We start from the raw sequence: 15,638 nt of genomic DNA, 5'->3' as shown, positions 1-15,638 counted from the left end.
GAAAATGCCCGCCGACGAGGACCGTCCGGCGGGCAATAAAAGGTAAAGCTGGAGCGAGATTACTCAGCAGGGACTTCCACCTGGAAATTCACGGCACGCGCGGGGACGACGGTCGAAATGGCGTGCTTGTAGACCATTTGCGTGACCGTATTGCGCAGCAGCACCACGTACTGGTCGAAGGATTCGATTTGCCCTTGAAGCTTGATGCCGTTCACCAAGTAGATCGACACGGGCACATGGTCCTTGCGCAGCGTGTTCAGGAACGGATCTTGCAGAGTTTGCCCTTTATTGCTCATTGGCCAGGCTCCATTTGTTTGTTATTGAGTGGTGGCGTACTTCTGTACTGGTGGGGTACGCCGAAACTTGTACTCTACAGGGTTTTCCCGGCCCGTGCTACTTGGGCAGGAAGCAAAAGTGACACCAGAGTTTTCCGACTGGAAAGCTGCTGCCGCTCAAGCCTGCAGGACCTCCGCAAGCGCCTTCAACAGCAGTTCGCACTGCTCATCGGTGCCCACGGTAATACGCAAAAACTGATCGATGCGTTCATGGCGGAAGTGGCGCACGATGATGCTGCGCTCGCGCAAGGCGGCGGCCAGGCCGGCGGCATCCTTTGAGGGGTGCCGCGCAAACACGAAGTTCGCGGCCGAGGGCAGCACTTCGAAGCCCAGGGATTGCAGGCCCGCCGTCATCCGCGAGCGGGTTTCGATCACGGCCTGGCGAGTACGTTCAAAGTACTCCACGTCTTCCAGGGCCGCCACCGCACCCGCGGAGGCAAGGCGGTCGATGGGGTAGGAGTTGAAACTGTTCTTTACACGCTCCAGCCCGTCGATGAGCTCGGCGCTGCCTACGGCAAAACCGACGCGCAAGCCCGCCAGCGAACGCGACTTGGACAGCGTCTGCACGACCAGCAGGTTGTCGTAGCGGTCCACCAAAGGAATGACGGACTCTCCGCCAAAATCCACGTAGGCCTCATCCACCACAACGACCGCGTCGGGATTGCCGGCCACGATGCGCTCGACTTCCGCCGCGCTGAGCGCGCGGCCGGTGGGCGCATTGGGATTCGGGAAGATGATGGCGCCCGCCTGCCCCTTGCCGCCGGGCAGATAGTCTTCGACGGCGATCCTGAAATCCGCCGTCAGCGGCACCGTTTCGTACTGGATGCCGTACAGACCGCAATAGACCGGATAGAAGCTGTAAGTGATGTCCGGAAAGCGCAGCGGGCGCTCATGCTTGAGCAGCGCCAGGAACACATGCGCCAGCACTTCGTCGGAACCGTTGCCCACGAAGACCTGGCCCGGCTGCACGCCGACCGTGCCGGCAATGGTCTGCCGCAGGCGGTCGGACGAGGGGTCCGGGTAGAGCTTCAGCGTGTCGTCGCAGGCAGAGCGGATCGCGTCGAGCACCTTGGGCGACGGCCCATACGGATGCTCGTTGGTGTTCAACTTGACCAGGTTCTGAAGCTTGGGCTGCTCGCCCGGAACATACGGACTGAGCGTCCCGACCACGGGACTCCAGAAGCGGCTCATGGATCAGCTTTCCTGCGTGTAGGGGTTGTGCGAAGACTTGAATTCGATGCGCAGCGGCGTACCGGCCAGATCGAACGCGTTACGGAAACGCGTTTCCAGGTAACGGCGATAGGAGTCCGGAATGGCGTCCAGCGCGTTGCCGTGGATGATGACCAGCGGCGGGTTCTGTCCGCCCTGGTGCGCGTAGCGCATCTTGGGACGGAAGATGCCCTTGCGGGGCGGCTGTTGTTGCTCGACAGCGATCTGCAGCTCGCGCGTCAGCTTGGGCGTGGACAGCTTGGCGAACGCCGCGGCGTGCGCCGCGTTGATCGACTTGAGCAAAGGCTTCACGCCCTGCCCGCGCAGCGCCGAAATGGTGTGCATGCGCGCGAACGACAGGAAGCGCAGCTTGCGCTGGAATTCGCGTTCGATGCGTTCCTTGGCTTCGCTGTCCAGGCCGTCCCATTTGTTGATGGCCACGACCACGGCGCGCCCCGTTTCCAACACGAAGCCGGCGATGTGCGCATCCTGCTCGGAGATTTCGGTCTGCGCATCCAGCATCAGCAGCACGACGTTGCTGGCCTCGATGGCCTGCAGCGTCTTGATGACGGAGAACTTCTCGACCGCCTCGAACACCTTGCCGCGCTTGCGCAGACCGGCGGTGTCGATCAGCGTGTAGCGGCGGCCGTCGCGCTCGAAGTCGATCTCGATGGCGTCGCGGGTCGTGCCCGGCATGTCGAACGCGATCACGCGCTCTTCGCCCATCAAGGTGTTGATGAGCGTGGACTTGCCCACGTTGGGGCGGCCGACGATGGCCAGCTTGATGCGGTGATCGTGCTCAGCCTCTTCGAACGCGTCTTCTTCGGCGGGCGGCTCGGCCAGATCTCGAAGCGCCAGCTCGATCAGGTCGACGATGCCGTCGCCGTGCGCCGCGGAAATCGGATAAGGCTGGCCCAGCCCGAGTTCATGGAACTCGGAAATGGCGCCGCTGGCGCCCATGCCTTCCGCCTTGTTCACCGCCAGCAGCACGCGCTGCTGGCCGGATTTGCGCAGCAGCTGGGCGATTTCGTGGTCATGGGCGTTGATGCCCGCGCGGGCATCAACCAGGAACACCACGACATCGGCCTCGGCGATGGCCTGCCGGGTCTGGCGCGCCATCTCCAGCAGGATGCCGTCCTTGGCGACGGGTTCGAAACCACCGGTATCGATGACGATGAAGGGGATCTCGCCTACCCTGCCCTCGCCGTAATGGCGATCGCGGGTCAGGCCGGAGTAATCGGCCACCAGCGCGGCGCGCGATCGCGTCAGGCGGTTGAATAGGGTCGACTTCCCCACATTGGGGCGGCCGACCAGGGCGACGACAGGCTTGAAAGACACGGTGTAAGGCTTTGTTCTATAGGTTTTAGTTGGCGCCGATCAGGACGAGGTTGCCATTGCCCGTCTGGATCAGCACTCCCTGGGGGGTGGTCTGCGGCGGCGACACCACGGGACCGCCGCCTACCGACAGGCGCGCCATCAGGCTGCCGTCGCTACGCGACAGGAAATGCACATAGCCTTCCAGGTCGCCCACTGCCAGCGCACCGCCCAGCATGGCGGGCGCGGTGACCTGGCGGTTCTTCAATGCCGCCTGCTTCCAGACGTTGCCGCCATTATCCAGCGCAAATGCGTTGACCACACTGTTCTGGTCCGCCGCATAGGCAAAGCGTTCGTCCAGGGACAGGCCGCTGACGCTGGAGAAGTCCTTGGCCCACAACGGGCGGCCGCCGGCGGTGACGTCGAAGCAGACGATGCGTCCCTGATAAGCTACGCCGCAAAGCAGGTTGCCCGCGATACGAGGCGCGCCGACCACGTCGGTCAGGCGCTCCAGGTCGCTGGCGCCACGCGGCGTCGCCACGGTGCCTTCCCATTGCACGTTACCACTGTTGGACGCGATGGCCATCAGTTTGCCGCCCGGCAGGCCGGTAATGACCAGGCCTTCGGCCAGGACCATCTGCGACACGCTGCGCAGGGCCAGCGAGGGGCCCGGGCGCTGCACGTTCCAGACGCGTTCGCCGCTGTTGGCGTCGAAGGCCTGGATGCGGTAGTCGCCGCTGCGGACCACGACGATGCCATAGCCCACGACGGGCGGAATGGTCACGTCGCTGGTGGCACGGACTTTCCACTTCACCTTGCCGGTGTCGTCAAAGGCGACGACGTCGCCGTTCGGCGCGGCCACGGCGGTAGTGGTGCCATCGCTGCCGGCGCCGGCTGACAGCTTGCCGTCGACCTTGGCTTTCCAGATGGCGCGGCCGCTCTGCAGGTCGAACTTGCCCACCGAACCATCGGGCGTGGCGGCGTAGACGGCGTCGCCCAGCACCGTGGGCGCAAAGCCCAGTCCCGAGCCGCTGCCGACCGAGACGCTCCAGACTTGGCGCACGGACATGCCGGCCTTGTATTCGGTCAGGGGCGCGGGATCGTAGCGGCCGTCATCATGGGAGAACATGCCGCATCCGCCCAGGGCCAACAAGCCCGCCAGGCAAACGGCGCCACGCCACATACGACCAGGTGCAAATTTACGCATTACAGTCACGCTCCGCTCAGGGCATCCAGTTTCAGTTGCACAACCTGGGTCAGGGGATTTGCCGTGCCCAGGCCATCGATGGCGCTTTGCCAGGCGGCGCGCGCTTCCTCGCGCTTGCCTTGCGCGGCGAGGATATCGCCGCGGCGATCCGCGTACAAGGCGGCGAAGGCTGCCGGCGGATTGTTCAGCTGTGCCAACGCGGCATCGTATTGCTTCTGGTCCAGCATCATGCCGGCCAGGCGCAGGCGCGCCACCGATTGCATGGACGGGTTCTTGCTCTGGGCGGCCAGCCATTCCAGCTGCTCGCGGGCGCCAGCGTCATCCTTCTGAGCCTGCAGCGCCTGAGCCGCCACCAGCGCACCGCGCGCGGCGTAGCCGGTGGACGGATATTGCTCGCGCAGCGTGGCCGCGGCCGTCTTGATACGCACCGAGGAATCGGCGCCGCCCAGGCGGGCCGCGTCTTCCAGCGCTTCGAAGTAACCCATGGCCTGGTTGGCGCGGTGCGATTGGTAGGCCTTCCAGCCCCACCAGCCGCCCCAGGCCAGCGCGACCGCCGCCACCAGCGTAACCACCAGGGTGCCGTAGCGCGCCCACCACGCCTTGATGGCGTCGAGTTTTTCCTGTTCTTCGAGATCGTATGCCATGCATTAACCCTTGTTATTCAATACGTCGGCCAATCCCGCCAACGGGACTTGCTGTTGGGCCGCTTCGCCCTGCGCCTCGGCGCGCAGGAACTTGACGCTGGCCGTCTGCGCAGCCACTTCGTCGGCGCCAAGAATAACCGCAACGCGGGCGCCGCTGGCATCGGCGCGCTTGAATTGCGACTTGAAGCTTGCGGAACCCGCATGCACGATGACCGACAGGCCGGCATCGCGCAGGTCTTCACCGACCCGCGCAGCCAGGCGCTGCGCCTCTTCGCCCTGATGGACGACGTAGACGTCGCACTCGGCCGGCTGTTCGACCTGCACGCTCTGCTCCCAGAGGTCCAGCAGGCGCTCCATGCCGATCGCAAAACCCACTGCGGGCGCGGGCTTGCCGCCCAGCAGTTCGATCAGGCCGTCGTAGCGGCCGCCGCCGCACACGGTGCCCTGGGAACCGAGGCGGTCGGTAACCCACTCGAACACCGTGAGGTTGTAGTAGTCCAGACCGCGCACCAGGCGCGGATTCAGGCGGTACTCGATGCCGGCGTCGGCCAGCAGCTGGCACACGCCGTCGAAGTGTGCACGAGACTCTTCCCCCAGGAAGTCGAACAGGCGCGGCGCGCTGTCGGCCATTTCCTGCATGGCGGGATTCTTGGTATCCAGCACGCGCAGCGGATTGCTGTACATGCGGCGCTGGCCGTCTTCGTCCAGGATGTCGCGGTGCTTTTCCAGGTGCTCGATCAGGGCGGCGCGGTGAGCCGCGCGTTCGGCCGGCTGGCCCAGCGAATTCAGCTCCAGTCGCACGTCGGTCAGGCCCAACAGCTTCCACAGGCGCGCCAGCATGACGATGAGTTCGGCATCCACGTCGGGACCGGCGAAGCCCAGGGCCTCGACGTCGATCTGGTGGAACTGGCGGTAGCGCCCGCGTTGCGGGCGCTCGTGGCGGAACACGGGACCGATGGAATAGACACGCTGCGGACGGTCATAGAGCAGGTTGTGCTCGATGGACGCGCGCACGATGCCGGCCGTCATTTCCGGACGTATGGTCAGCGATTCGCCGTTGAGCGCATCGGTGAAGGTGTACATCTCTTTTTCGACGATGTCGGTCACTTCGCCGATGCCGCGCGCGAACAGGCGCGTATGCTCAAGCACGGGCGTACGCACATTGCGATAGCCGTAGCCGCGCAGCCAGCCGCGCACGATTTCCTCGAATTGTTCCCAGCGGGCGCTGGCCCCTGGCAACAGATCATTCATGCCGCGGATGGCGGCGACTTTCTGGAAAGCTTGAGTCATCTTGATCATGCCGCATCGCGCGCCGGCAAGCGCGCTAGCGGCCACACCCTTACTTTAATGAGAGGCGGGCGCGCCATAGCGGCGCGCGACGTAGTCTTCGACAATGGCCTGGAACTCTTCGGCAATATGGTCGCCCTTGAGCGTGACCGTGCGTTCGCCGTCGACGAATACCGGCGCCGCCGGCACTTCGCCGGTGCCGGGCAGGCTGATGCCGATATCGGCATGGCGGCTTTCGCCCGGCCCGTTGACCACACAGCCCATGACCGCAACGTTCATGCTTTCGACGCCGGGGTACTGGGCGCGCCAGACAGGCATCTGCCGGCGCAGGAAGGTCTGGATGCTGTCGGCTAGTTCCTGGAAGAACGTGCTGCTGGTGCGGCCGCACCCAGGGCAGGCAACGACCATGGGCGTAAACGCGCGCAAGCCCATGGTCTGCAGGATTTCCTGCGCCACGACGGCCTCGCGGCTGCGGTCGCCGCCGGGTTCGGGCGTGAGCGAAATGCGGATGGTGTCGCCGATGCCCTGCTGCAGCAGCACGGCCAGCGCGGCGGTGGACGCCACAATGCCCTTGCTGCCCATGCCGGCCTCGGTCAGGCCCAGATGCAGCGGATAGTCGCAACGCGCGGACAGGTCGCGATAGACCGCGATCAGGTCCTGCACGTGGCTGACCTTGCAGGACAGGATGATCGCGTCGCGCCGCAGGCCGAGCTCTTCGGCGCGCTGCGCGTTGCTGATGGCGGACACCACCAGGGCGTCGCGCATCACGGCCTGCGCTTCCCAGGGTTGGGCGCGCTGGTTGTTCTCGTCCATCTTGCGCGCCATCAGCTCGTGATCCAGGCTGCCCCAGTTCACGCCGATGCGCACCGGCTTGTCGTAGCGGCAGGCAACTTCGATCATCTGCGCGAAGTTGTCGTCGCGCCGCTTGCCCCCGCCCATATTGCCAGGGTTGATGCGGTACTTGGACAGCGCTTGCGCGCAGTCCGGGAACTGCGTCAGCAGCTTGTGGCCGTTGTAGTGGAAGTCGCCCACCAGCGGCACGTTCACGCCCATGCGGTCGAGCTGTTCGCGGATGGCGATGACTTCGCGCGCGGCTTCGGGCGTATTCACGGTGATCCGGACGAGCTCGGAGCCGGCCTGGGCCAGCTCCTTGACCTGGATCGCGGTGGCGATCGCGTCCGCCGTGTCGGTGTTGGTCATGGACTGAACCACGACCGGGGCATCGCCGCCTATTTTCACGACACGATCGCCCCACTTCACCGCCACCGAACGCGTGGCGCGGCGCTCAGCCGCTCCCACGGAGGGAGGCGGGGCATCCTGGCAAGGCAGAGAAGATTCTTGCATCGGTGGAACCGGGTTGTTACTTGGCCGACTTCGGCAGCCAGTCGGACGGCAGCCAGTGCTGCGGCAGCCAGCCTTGCCAGAAGGCATACGCCACGCCGGCGGCCAGCACCAGCACGATGGCGATGAGCCAGCCCCACGAGGTCGAGGACGAACGGTCGTCGTCGGCGCTGGACTGGGGAATGGAATGCGCCGAATGCAGGGCGCCGGGGCTGAGCTTCACCGGACCGGTGACGCGCGCCTTGGGGTCGAGCGAATCGACGATGGCCTGCGAGTCCGCGCCCAGCAGGCGCGCATAGTTGCGAACCAGGCCGCGCAGCGAAACGCCGGTGGGCAGGTTGGCCCACTGCTCGTTTTCCAGGGCTTCGATCTGCTTCGTGGAAAACTTGATGCGGCTGGACACTTCGTCGAGCGACCAGCCCTTGGACTGGCGCAGCGCGCGCAATGCCGAGCCGATGCCACCCACAGCGCCGGCGGGCGTTTCTGAAACTGCAGAAGCGAAATCCTGCGTCATGCGTGCACCTGTTTAATTGGTATGGTCTGGCGCTGTGCGGCGTTCCGTTCGGTGATACGGGTACGGTCGCGCACTTCTCCGGCCAGTTGGCCACAGGCCGCATCGATATCGTCGCCCCGGGTCTTGCGGACGGTGGTGATGATGCCGGCGTCCATCAGACGCTGGGCAAACACCTTCACCCGCGCCGAGTTCGAACGCTTCAGGCCGGACTCGGGAAAGGGGTTGAACGGGATCAGATTGAGCTTGCAGCGCAGCTGGCGTGCAATTTGGATCAGTTCCTTGGCGTGCTGGTCGGTATCGTTGATGCCGTCCAGCATGCAGTATTCAAAAGTGATGAAGTCGCGCGGGGCAAACGCCAGATAACGTTCGCAGGCCGCCAGCAATTCCTTCAACGGGTACTTCTTGTTCAGCGGCACCAGCTCGTCGCGCAATGCGTCGTTCGGCGCATGCAAGGACACGGCCAGGGCCACGGGACAGTCCTGCGACAGGCGGTCCATCATGGGGACCACGCCGGAGGTGGACACCGTGACGCGGCGGCGCGACAGGCCGTAGGCGTTGTCGTCCAGCATCAGGCGCAAGGCGGGCAGGACCTGGTCGTAGTTGAGCAGGGGTTCGCCCATGCCCATCATGACCACGTTGCTGATGACGCGAGTGTCTTCGGTGGCGCGGGCGCTTTCCAGGCGGGCGGTGCCGATGTCGGCCTCCAGCACGCGCTTGGCCCACCACAGCTGGCCGATGATCTCGCTGGTCTTCAGGTTGCGGTTGAAACCTTGGTGTCCAGTCGAGCAGAAGCGGCAGTTCACCACGCATCCGGCCTGGCTGGAAATGCATAGCGTGCCGCGGTCGTCTTCGGGAATGAAGACGGTCTCGATGGCATTGCCCTGCCCCACGTCGAACAGCCACTTGCGGGTGCCGTCGGTCGAGCGCTGCTCGATGTTGACGGGCAAAGCCTCGATGCGGCAATGCTGCGCAAGCTGGCCGCGGAAATCGCGGGCCAGGTCGGTCATGGCGTCGAACGAATCGGCGCCGCGCTGGTGCATCCAGCGCTGCAACTGGCGAGCCCGAAACGGCTTGCCGCCCCACTTTCCGACGAGTTCGGACAGGGCGGAGCCGTCAAGCCCCAGCAGATTGATTCGTTCGACGGATTCCATGACCTGGGTAAAACTCAAAAGCTAGAACAGATGTTCCGCAAAAATCAACGGCTGTGGATGTTGATTTCGGGGAAGAAGAAAGCGACTTCGACAGCGGCCGTTTCCGGAGCGTCGGAACCGTGCACGGCGTTGGCGTCGATGCTGTCGGCGAAGTCGGCGCGGATGGTGCCAGGAGCCGCCTTCTTGGGGTCCGTGGCGCCCATCAGGTCGCGGTTCTTCAGGATGGCGTCTTCACCTTCCAGCACTTGCACGAACACCGGGCCGGAGATCATGAAGTCGACCAGGTCCTTGAAGAAGGGGCGTTCCTTGTGCACGGCGTAGAAACGCTCGGCGTCGGCGCGCGACAGCTGGGCCAGGCGGGCGGCGATGACCTTCAGGCCGGCTTGTTCGAAACGGCCGACGATCTGGCCGATGACGTTCTTGGCGACGGCGTCGGGCTTGATGATCGAGAGGGTGCGTTGAATGGACATAAGAACTCCGAAAACTGATTTCTGACTTGGTTTCTGATGAATTGCCTGGCGTGGATCTGCGCTTGTCGGTGTCACCCTTGAAGCGTCATCGCGCTGTTGGCGCACGGGCGGTCCGAAACGAATGCATGTTTCGGGCCGGCCCGAACCACTGGTCCAAGGCAGGGATTCGACACTGCCTACCTGTCGGACTCACCCGGAATCCTCAATGAATTCAGGGACTTCTAAAAGGTTTACAGTAACCCGGTATTCTAACACGCTGAGAAGACCGCATTACATCTTAAAATGTGCGGTTTGCCGTCCGCGTCCCTAGCCCGGGCGCCCCTGTTTGCCGGAACCCTGCAATGACTCAAGCTGCTCCCCCGAACGCCGCGAACGCCGCGAGCGACTCCCAGGAACTCTCCAAGAGCTTCGAACCCTCCGCGCTGGAATCCCGCTGGTACGCCGAGTGGGACAAGCGCGGGTACTTCCAGGCGGGTCAGCATGTAAAAACGGGGACTGAAAGCCAGCCCTACGTCATCCAGTTCCCGCCGCCCAACGTGACGGGCACCCTGCACATGGGCCACGCCTTCAACCAGACCATCATGGACGGCCTGGTCCGCTACCACCGGATGCTGGGCGATGACACCGTATTCATCCCCGGCACCGACCACGCCGGCATCGCCACGCAGATCGTGGTTGAAAGACAGCTGGACGCCGATAAGGTTTCCCGCCATGACCTCGGCCGCGAGAAATTCGTGGAAAAAGTGTGGGAATGGAAGGAAAAGTCGGGCAACGCCATTACCGGGCAGGTGCGCCGCCTGGGCGCCTCGGCCGACTGGCCGCGCGAGTACTTCACCATGGACGACCGCATGTCGCGCGGCGTGGTGGAAACCTTCGTGCGCCTGCATAAACAGGGACTGATCTACCGTGGCAAGCGCCTGGTCAACTGGGATCCGAAGCTGCTGACCGCCGTGTCCGACCTGGAAGTCGTTTCCGAGGAAACCGACGGCCACATGTGGCACATCCTCTACCCGTTCGTCGATGGCCCCCAGACCATCACCGATAAAGACGGCCAGAGCGTCACGCTGCGCGGCCTGACCATTGCCACCACGCGCCCCGAGACCATGCTGGCCGACGGCGCGCTCTGCGTGCATCCCGACGATCCGCGCTACAAGCACCTGGTCGGCAAACTGGTCGAACTGCCCCTGTGCGACCGCAACATTCCCATCATCGCCGACGATTTCGTCGATCCTGAATTCGGCACGGGCTGCGTCAAGATCACCGGCGCCCACGATTTCAACGATTACGCCTGCGCGCTGCGCCACGATCTGCCCATGATCGTGATCTTCACGCTGGACGCCCACATCAACGAGAACGGTCCCGCGCAGTTCCAGGGCATGGAACGCTACGAGGCCCGCAAGGCCGTGGTCGCGCAACTGGAAGCCGAAGGCTATCTGGTCAAGGTCGAGGCGCACAAGATGATGCAGCCCAAGGGCGACCGCACCGGCGTCGTGCTGGAGCCGATGCTGACCGACCAATGGTTCGTGGCGATGAGCAAGCCCGCCCCCGAAGGCACGCTGAATCCGGGCAAGAGCATCACCGAAGTCGCGCTGGAAGTCGTGGCCGACGGCCGCATCCAGTTCTATCCGGACAACTGGACCACCATCTACAATCAGTGGCTGAACAACATCCAGGACTGGTGCATTTCGCGCCAGCTCTGGTGGGGCCACCAGATCCCGGCCTGGTACTCGGAAGACGGCCAGATCTTCGTCGCGCACGACGAAGCCGAAGCCACGGCGCAGGCCCGCGCGGCCGGCGTGACCGGCGAGCTCAAGCGCGACCCCGACGTGCTGGACACCTGGTTCTCGTCCGGCCTGGTCCCCTTCACCACGCTGGGCTGGCCGGAAAACACCCCGGACCTGCAACGCTACCTGCCGTCCAGCGTGCTGGTCACGGGCTTTGACATCATCTTCTTCTGGGTGGCGCGCATGGTCATGCTGACCACCCACCTGACCGGCCACATCCCGTTCAAGCACGTCTATGTGCACGGCCTGATCCGCGACGCGGACGGCCAGAAGATGAGTAAATCCAAGGGCAACACGCTGGATCCGGTCGACCTGATCGACGGCATCGACCTGGACGGCCTGGTGGTCAAGCGCACCTACGGCCTGATGAATCCGAAGCAGGCCGGCGCCATCGAGAAAGCCACGCGCCGCCAGTATCCGGACGGCATCCCGGCCTTCGGCACCGATGCGTTGCGTTTCACCATGGCGGCCTACGCCACGCTGGGCCGCAACATCAACTTCGACCTGAAGCGCTGCGAGGGCTACCGCAACTTCTGCAACAAGCTGTGGAACGCCACGCGCTTTGTGCTGATGAACACCGAAGGCCACGACCTGACCGGCCCGGAAACCGGCGAAACATCCTTTGTGGACCGCTGGATCGTCAGCCAGCTGCAGACGCTGGAAGCCGACGTGGCGCGCGGCTTTGCCGACTACCGCTTCGACAACATCGCCAACTCGCTCTACCGCTACGTGTGGGACGAGTACTGCGACTGGTACCTGGAACTGGCCAAGGTCCAGATCCAGACCGGCACGCCGGCCCAGCAACTGGGCACGCGCCGCACGCTGATCCGCGTGCTGGAAGGCGTGCTGCGCCTGGCGCACCCGATCATTCCGTTCATCACGGAAGAGCTCTGGCAAAAGGTGTCGCTGGTGGCTGGCAAGCGCAAGGAAGGCGTCGCTGACAGCGTCAGCGTCCAGCCCTATCCGCAAGCCAACCCCGACGCGGTCGACACCGCTGCCGAAGCCGACGTCGCCGAACTGAAGGCACAGGTCGAAGCCGTGCGCGCGCTGCGCGGCGAAATGAACCTGTCGCCTGCCCAGAAGGTGCCGCTGTGCGCCCAGGGCGATGCGCCCACCCTCACCCGCAACGCGCCGTACCTGGCCGCCCTGGCCAAGCTGAGCCAGGTCGAGGTGCTCGACGCCCTGCCCGACGCCGGCGCGCCGGTCCAGGTCGTTGGCGGCAGCCGCCTGATGCTGCACGTCGAAATCGACGTGGCAGCGGAACGCGTGCGCCTGGACAAGGAAATCGCGCGCCTGGAAGGCGAAATCGCCAAGGCCAACGGCAAGCTGTCGAACGCCAGCTTCGTCGAGCGCGCGCCTGCCGCCGTGGTCGAGCAGGAAAAGGCGCGCATGGCGCAATTCGGCGAGACCCTGGACAAGGTGCGCGAACAGCGCGCCAAGCTGGGCAACTAAGCCCTCGCGCTAAAAACAAAAACCCCGGAACCTGGTTCCGGGGTTTTTTATTTGCGCGCCGCGGCAAGATGCGCCAGACGCAGGCATAGCCGGCAGCGGCTGATAGATCTCTCAGGAAGTCTTGGGCGGCTTGGGACGGGAGGTCCGGCGCCGCCTGGCAGGCTCCGGCAGCGGAGTGCCCGCCAATTCGGCCAGATAGCGTTCGTCGCCCGGGGTCAACGCCCCTTTTGCGCGAGCAGCCTCGATCAATTCCGGACGCCGGGCAGCAGTCAGCTCCAGCGAACGCTCACGCCGCCAGCGGGCGATGTTTGCGTGATGCCCGCTAAGCAAGGGCGCGGGCACCGGCTCGCCTTCGTAGACCTCGGGGCGCGTGTAGTGCGGACTATCCAGCAGGCCGGACAAGGCGTCGTTGAATGAATCCTGCAGCGCGGATTCGCCATCGTTGAGTACGCCGGGCAACAACCGCACGGCGGCGTCGATCACGGCGAGCGCCGCGATCTCTCCGCCGGACAGCACAAAATCGCCCAGCGAGATTTCCTGCGTGACGCAGCGCGCAATGAAACGCTGGTCCACGCCTTCGTAGCGGCCGCAAATGAGGATGAGACCTTCGCTTGCAGCCAGGGATTCGGCGCCCGCCTGATCGTAGCGCCGGCCGACCGGAGCCAGCAGCGCGACAGGGGCGCGGCCCAGGCCAAGCGCAGCGCGCGCGTCCTGGGCGGCGTTGACGGCGGCTTCCAGAGGCCCCGCCATCATCACCATTCCGGGGCCGCCGCCGTACGGGCGGTCGTCCACGGTACGGTGCACGTCATGCGTGAAATCACGGGGATTCCAGGCATGCAGGGACCACCGGCCCTGGGCATGCGCCCGGCCGGTGACACCCAGGTCCCGCACCACCCCGAACATTTCGGGAAAGAGCGTAACGACGTCTATACGCATCAAGTATCCGCCGGCCAGTCGCTGTCTATGCGGCGAGCTGACAGATCGACGGCGTGTATGTGCGCGCGCACGAACGGAACAAGCATTTCGGCGGGCCGACCCTTGGCGTTCAGGACGGGCTCGGGGCCAGCGGCCCCTGCCTTCTGGCGCAAGACCCTCAGCACGGCATGAGCGCCGTTGTCGAGAACCTCGTCGACCACGCCCAAAAGCGCAGGCTCACCGTCGGCGCTGGTATACAGCGCGCAACCGATGAGATCGACCCAGTAGTATTCGTCTTCCTCGGGCGCAGGGAAAGATCCCCGCGGCGCCTGCACGGAACAACCGCGCAGGGCTTCGGCCTGGTCGCGATCCGCAATGCCCGCCAATTGAGCCACCACGGTGGCCCCTTGCGAACGGACTTGCACGACCTTGTATGCGACAGGCGCAGACGCGACAACGCCCCGCGCCAATTCAGGCACAGGGCGAGTCAACCACCATTGAGATGCTGAGAGCAGCACTTCGGCATTGGCCGAATGTGGCTGCACCTTGACCCAGCCTTTCACACCGTAGGCTGCACTGATGCGGCCCAGCTCGATCAAATCCGTCGGCGCCGCGTTGGAGGTTGCGGCATCAGGCATGTATCGTGCTCTTGGTAACTATGAAGCAGCTATGAATGGCAGCTTTTAAAGCGCGGTAAAGCTCAGGGCTTGGTCTGCGACGCGGGCAATTAAGCCGCGGCGGAAACCTTGGCCGAGTACTCTTTGACCAGACGCTCGACAGCGGGCGACAGTTGGGCGCCGTTGCTGGTCCAGTGCTGCACGCGATCCAGCGCAATGCGCAGGGCTTCCGTGCCTTCGCTGGCTACGGGGTTGTAGAAACCCACGCGCTCGATGAAACGGCCGTCGCGACGGTTACGCGAATCGGTGGCCACCAGGTTGTAAAACGGACGCTTCTTGGACCCACCGCGGGCCAGGCGAATCACCACCATAGGTAATCCCTTGAATTAGTTGTGAAAAACGGGAAATTCTAGCACTTAAACACGCCTGCTGGCAAATGGCAGTGCTGAATTGTGCGTAGCGGCGCGATTTGTATCCTAAAACACCACATCCGGGTATTCTACAAACACGGGCCGGGGCCCGCGCCGCAATCCGAAGTGTAGCCGCCCCGCCCCTCTCGTGCTTGTCTTAGTGCGTCAGAACTCAGTGCGTGTGAAGAAATAACCCGATTGAGGAGATCGGTTTTATGTCGACCTACGCAAGACCCCGCGCTTCGATCCTCCCTGCCGCCTGTCCACGGCGCCGCCACCGCACCCGCTTCAAGCCATCTCCGTGAGAGCGGCCCTTCGGCCGCCTGCCCCCACTTTTTCGGCGTTTTTTCCCCAACTTCCTCTAACCGGAGGGTGCACCACCATGAAGAACCAGAAATCAGTCTTCACCCCTGTTGCGCGCCTGGCCTTGGCGGGCTTGCTGGCGGGTACGTTGGCCATGCCGCTGGCCGCCTCGGCCCGAGTCGTGGGCGCTGCCCTGACGACCGCCTCCGGCAAGGTCACTGCAGTGGATCCGGCCACCCGGACCATCACGCTGCAAGGCGAAAACGGCAATAGCGTGGACATCCAGGCGGGTCCCAATGTCCGCAACTTCCAGCAGATCAAGCCTGGCGACACGCTGACGCTCGACTACTACGAGTCGGTGGCGGTCGACGTACGCCCGGCCGGCTCCGGCATTCCGGAAGTGAAAACCGAAACTGCGGCAACCCGCAGCGCCAAGGGAGCCATGCCTGGCGGCGCGGCCGGAAGCCAGACCACCATCACCGCCGAGATCTGGCACATCAACAAGAGCGCCAATCTGGTGACACTGAAGGGGCCGCAAGGCGGCATGCGCACCATCCAGGTCCAGGATCCCGCCCTGCAGGCGCGCCTGCAGCAATTGAAGGAAGGCGATCTGGTTGACTTCACGATCACCCGGGCAGTGGCCGCCGCCATCCGCAAGTAACCTCGGGCTCGCCCCAAGTAAGAG

General features: G+C 64.4%; 15 protein-coding genes. 2 read left to right on the top strand and 13 right to left on the bottom strand.

Annotation, left to right across the window (positions count from 1 at the left end):
* Positions 1-59: 59 nt before the first annotated feature.
* The 10 genes from hfq to ndk form a co-directional block, all read right to left on the bottom strand.
* Positions 60-296 carry an RNA chaperone Hfq gene (gene hfq, locus ACM1PE_RS06375; protein ID WP_006218585.1) on the bottom strand — a complete coding sequence of 79 codons (237 nt, stop codon included), beginning with the start codon at positions 294-296 and terminating at the stop codon, positions 60-62.
* A 156-nt stretch (positions 297-452) separates the two neighbouring features.
* The gene (gene hisC, locus ACM1PE_RS06370; RefSeq protein ID WP_059378960.1) at positions 453-1,526 is read right to left on the bottom strand and encodes a histidinol-phosphate transaminase; all 1,074 of its coding nucleotides are present in this window, start codon (positions 1,524-1,526) and stop codon (positions 453-455) included.
* 3 nt (positions 1,527-1,529) lie between these two features.
* Positions 1,530-2,882, bottom strand: coding sequence for a ribosome biogenesis GTPase Der (gene der / locus ACM1PE_RS06365; RefSeq protein WP_059378959.1), 1,353 nt, complete (start codon positions 2,880-2,882; stop codon positions 1,530-1,532).
* A gap of 25 nt (positions 2,883-2,907) precedes the next feature.
* Positions 2,908-4,065: an outer membrane protein assembly factor BamB gene (gene bamB, locus ACM1PE_RS06360; RefSeq protein WP_059378957.1), complete on the bottom strand. Its 1,158-nt coding sequence runs from the start codon at positions 4,063-4,065 to the stop codon at positions 2,908-2,910.
* A 5-nt stretch (positions 4,066-4,070) separates the two neighbouring features.
* Positions 4,071-4,709 carry a YfgM family protein gene (locus ACM1PE_RS06355; protein WP_059378955.1) on the bottom strand — a complete coding sequence of 213 codons (639 nt, stop codon included), beginning with the start codon at positions 4,707-4,709 and terminating at the stop codon, positions 4,071-4,073.
* A 3-nt stretch (positions 4,710-4,712) separates the two neighbouring features.
* A complete protein-coding gene (gene hisS / locus ACM1PE_RS06350) occupies positions 4,713-5,999 on the bottom strand; it encodes a histidine--tRNA ligase (protein WP_419342696.1) in 1,287 nt (428 codons plus the stop codon).
* Between the two features lie 54 nt (positions 6,000-6,053).
* On the bottom strand, positions 6,054-7,340 hold the full coding sequence (ispG, locus tag ACM1PE_RS06345; RefSeq protein WP_059378952.1) for a flavodoxin-dependent (E)-4-hydroxy-3-methylbut-2-enyl-diphosphate synthase: 1,287 nt from the start codon (positions 7,338-7,340) through the stop codon (positions 6,054-6,056).
* Between the two features lie 16 nt (positions 7,341-7,356).
* Positions 7,357-7,851: a helix-turn-helix domain-containing protein gene (locus ACM1PE_RS06340; RefSeq protein ID WP_059378951.1), complete on the bottom strand. Its 495-nt coding sequence runs from the start codon at positions 7,849-7,851 to the stop codon at positions 7,357-7,359.
* On the bottom strand, positions 7,848-9,002 hold the full coding sequence (gene rlmN, locus ACM1PE_RS06335) for a 23S rRNA (adenine(2503)-C(2))-methyltransferase RlmN (protein WP_088139580.1): 1,155 nt from the start codon (positions 9,000-9,002) through the stop codon (positions 7,848-7,850). The genes ACM1PE_RS06340 and rlmN overlap by 4 nt, the downstream gene beginning before the upstream one ends.
* A 44-nt stretch (positions 9,003-9,046) precedes the next feature.
* Positions 9,047-9,472 (bottom strand): nucleoside-diphosphate kinase, encoded by a 426-nt coding sequence (ndk, locus tag ACM1PE_RS06330; RefSeq protein WP_006393972.1) that lies wholly within the window; start codon positions 9,470-9,472, stop codon positions 9,047-9,049.
* 341 nt (positions 9,473-9,813) lie between these two features.
* Between ndk and ACM1PE_RS06325 the strand changes: the two genes are divergently transcribed.
* The gene (locus tag ACM1PE_RS06325) at positions 9,814-12,708 is read left to right on the top strand and encodes a valine--tRNA ligase (protein ID WP_059378950.1); all 2,895 of its coding nucleotides are present in this window, start codon (positions 9,814-9,816) and stop codon (positions 12,706-12,708) included.
* 111 nt (positions 12,709-12,819) lie between these two features.
* On the opposite strand, the gene trmD is transcribed toward ACM1PE_RS06325, so the two are convergent.
* The 3 genes from trmD to rpsP all read right to left on the bottom strand — a co-directional run bounded on the left by trmD (position 12,820) and on the right by rpsP (position 14,611).
* Positions 12,820-13,644, bottom strand: a complete 825-nt coding sequence (gene trmD, locus ACM1PE_RS06320) for a tRNA (guanosine(37)-N1)-methyltransferase TrmD (RefSeq protein WP_059378949.1) — start codon at positions 13,642-13,644, stop codon at positions 12,820-12,822.
* Entirely contained in the window at positions 13,644-14,261 is a 618-nt protein-coding gene (rimM, locus tag ACM1PE_RS06315) for a ribosome maturation factor RimM (RefSeq protein WP_280016186.1), read from the bottom strand. Before rimM ends, trmD begins: the two co-directional genes overlap by 1 nt.
* An 89-nt stretch (positions 14,262-14,350) precedes the next feature.
* Positions 14,351-14,611, bottom strand: a complete 261-nt coding sequence (gene rpsP, locus ACM1PE_RS06310) for a 30S ribosomal protein S16 (RefSeq protein ID WP_054458672.1) — start codon at positions 14,609-14,611, stop codon at positions 14,351-14,353.
* A gap of 421 nt (positions 14,612-15,032) precedes the next feature.
* Here rpsP and ACM1PE_RS06305 point away from each other — a divergent pair, with 421 nt between their 5' ends.
* The gene (locus ACM1PE_RS06305) at positions 15,033-15,614 is read left to right on the top strand and encodes a hypothetical protein (RefSeq protein ID WP_059378945.1); all 582 of its coding nucleotides are present in this window, start codon (positions 15,033-15,035) and stop codon (positions 15,612-15,614) included.
* The last annotated feature ends 24 nt before the right edge of the window (positions 15,615-15,638 follow it).

Origin of the sequence: Achromobacter sp. PD1 (genome assembly GCF_048541815.1) — a bacterium.
Lineage (GTDB): Bacteria > Pseudomonadota > Gammaproteobacteria > Burkholderiales > Burkholderiaceae_B > Achromobacter > Achromobacter bronchisepticus_A.
This window is presented reverse-complemented; position numbering and strand designations above follow the sequence as displayed.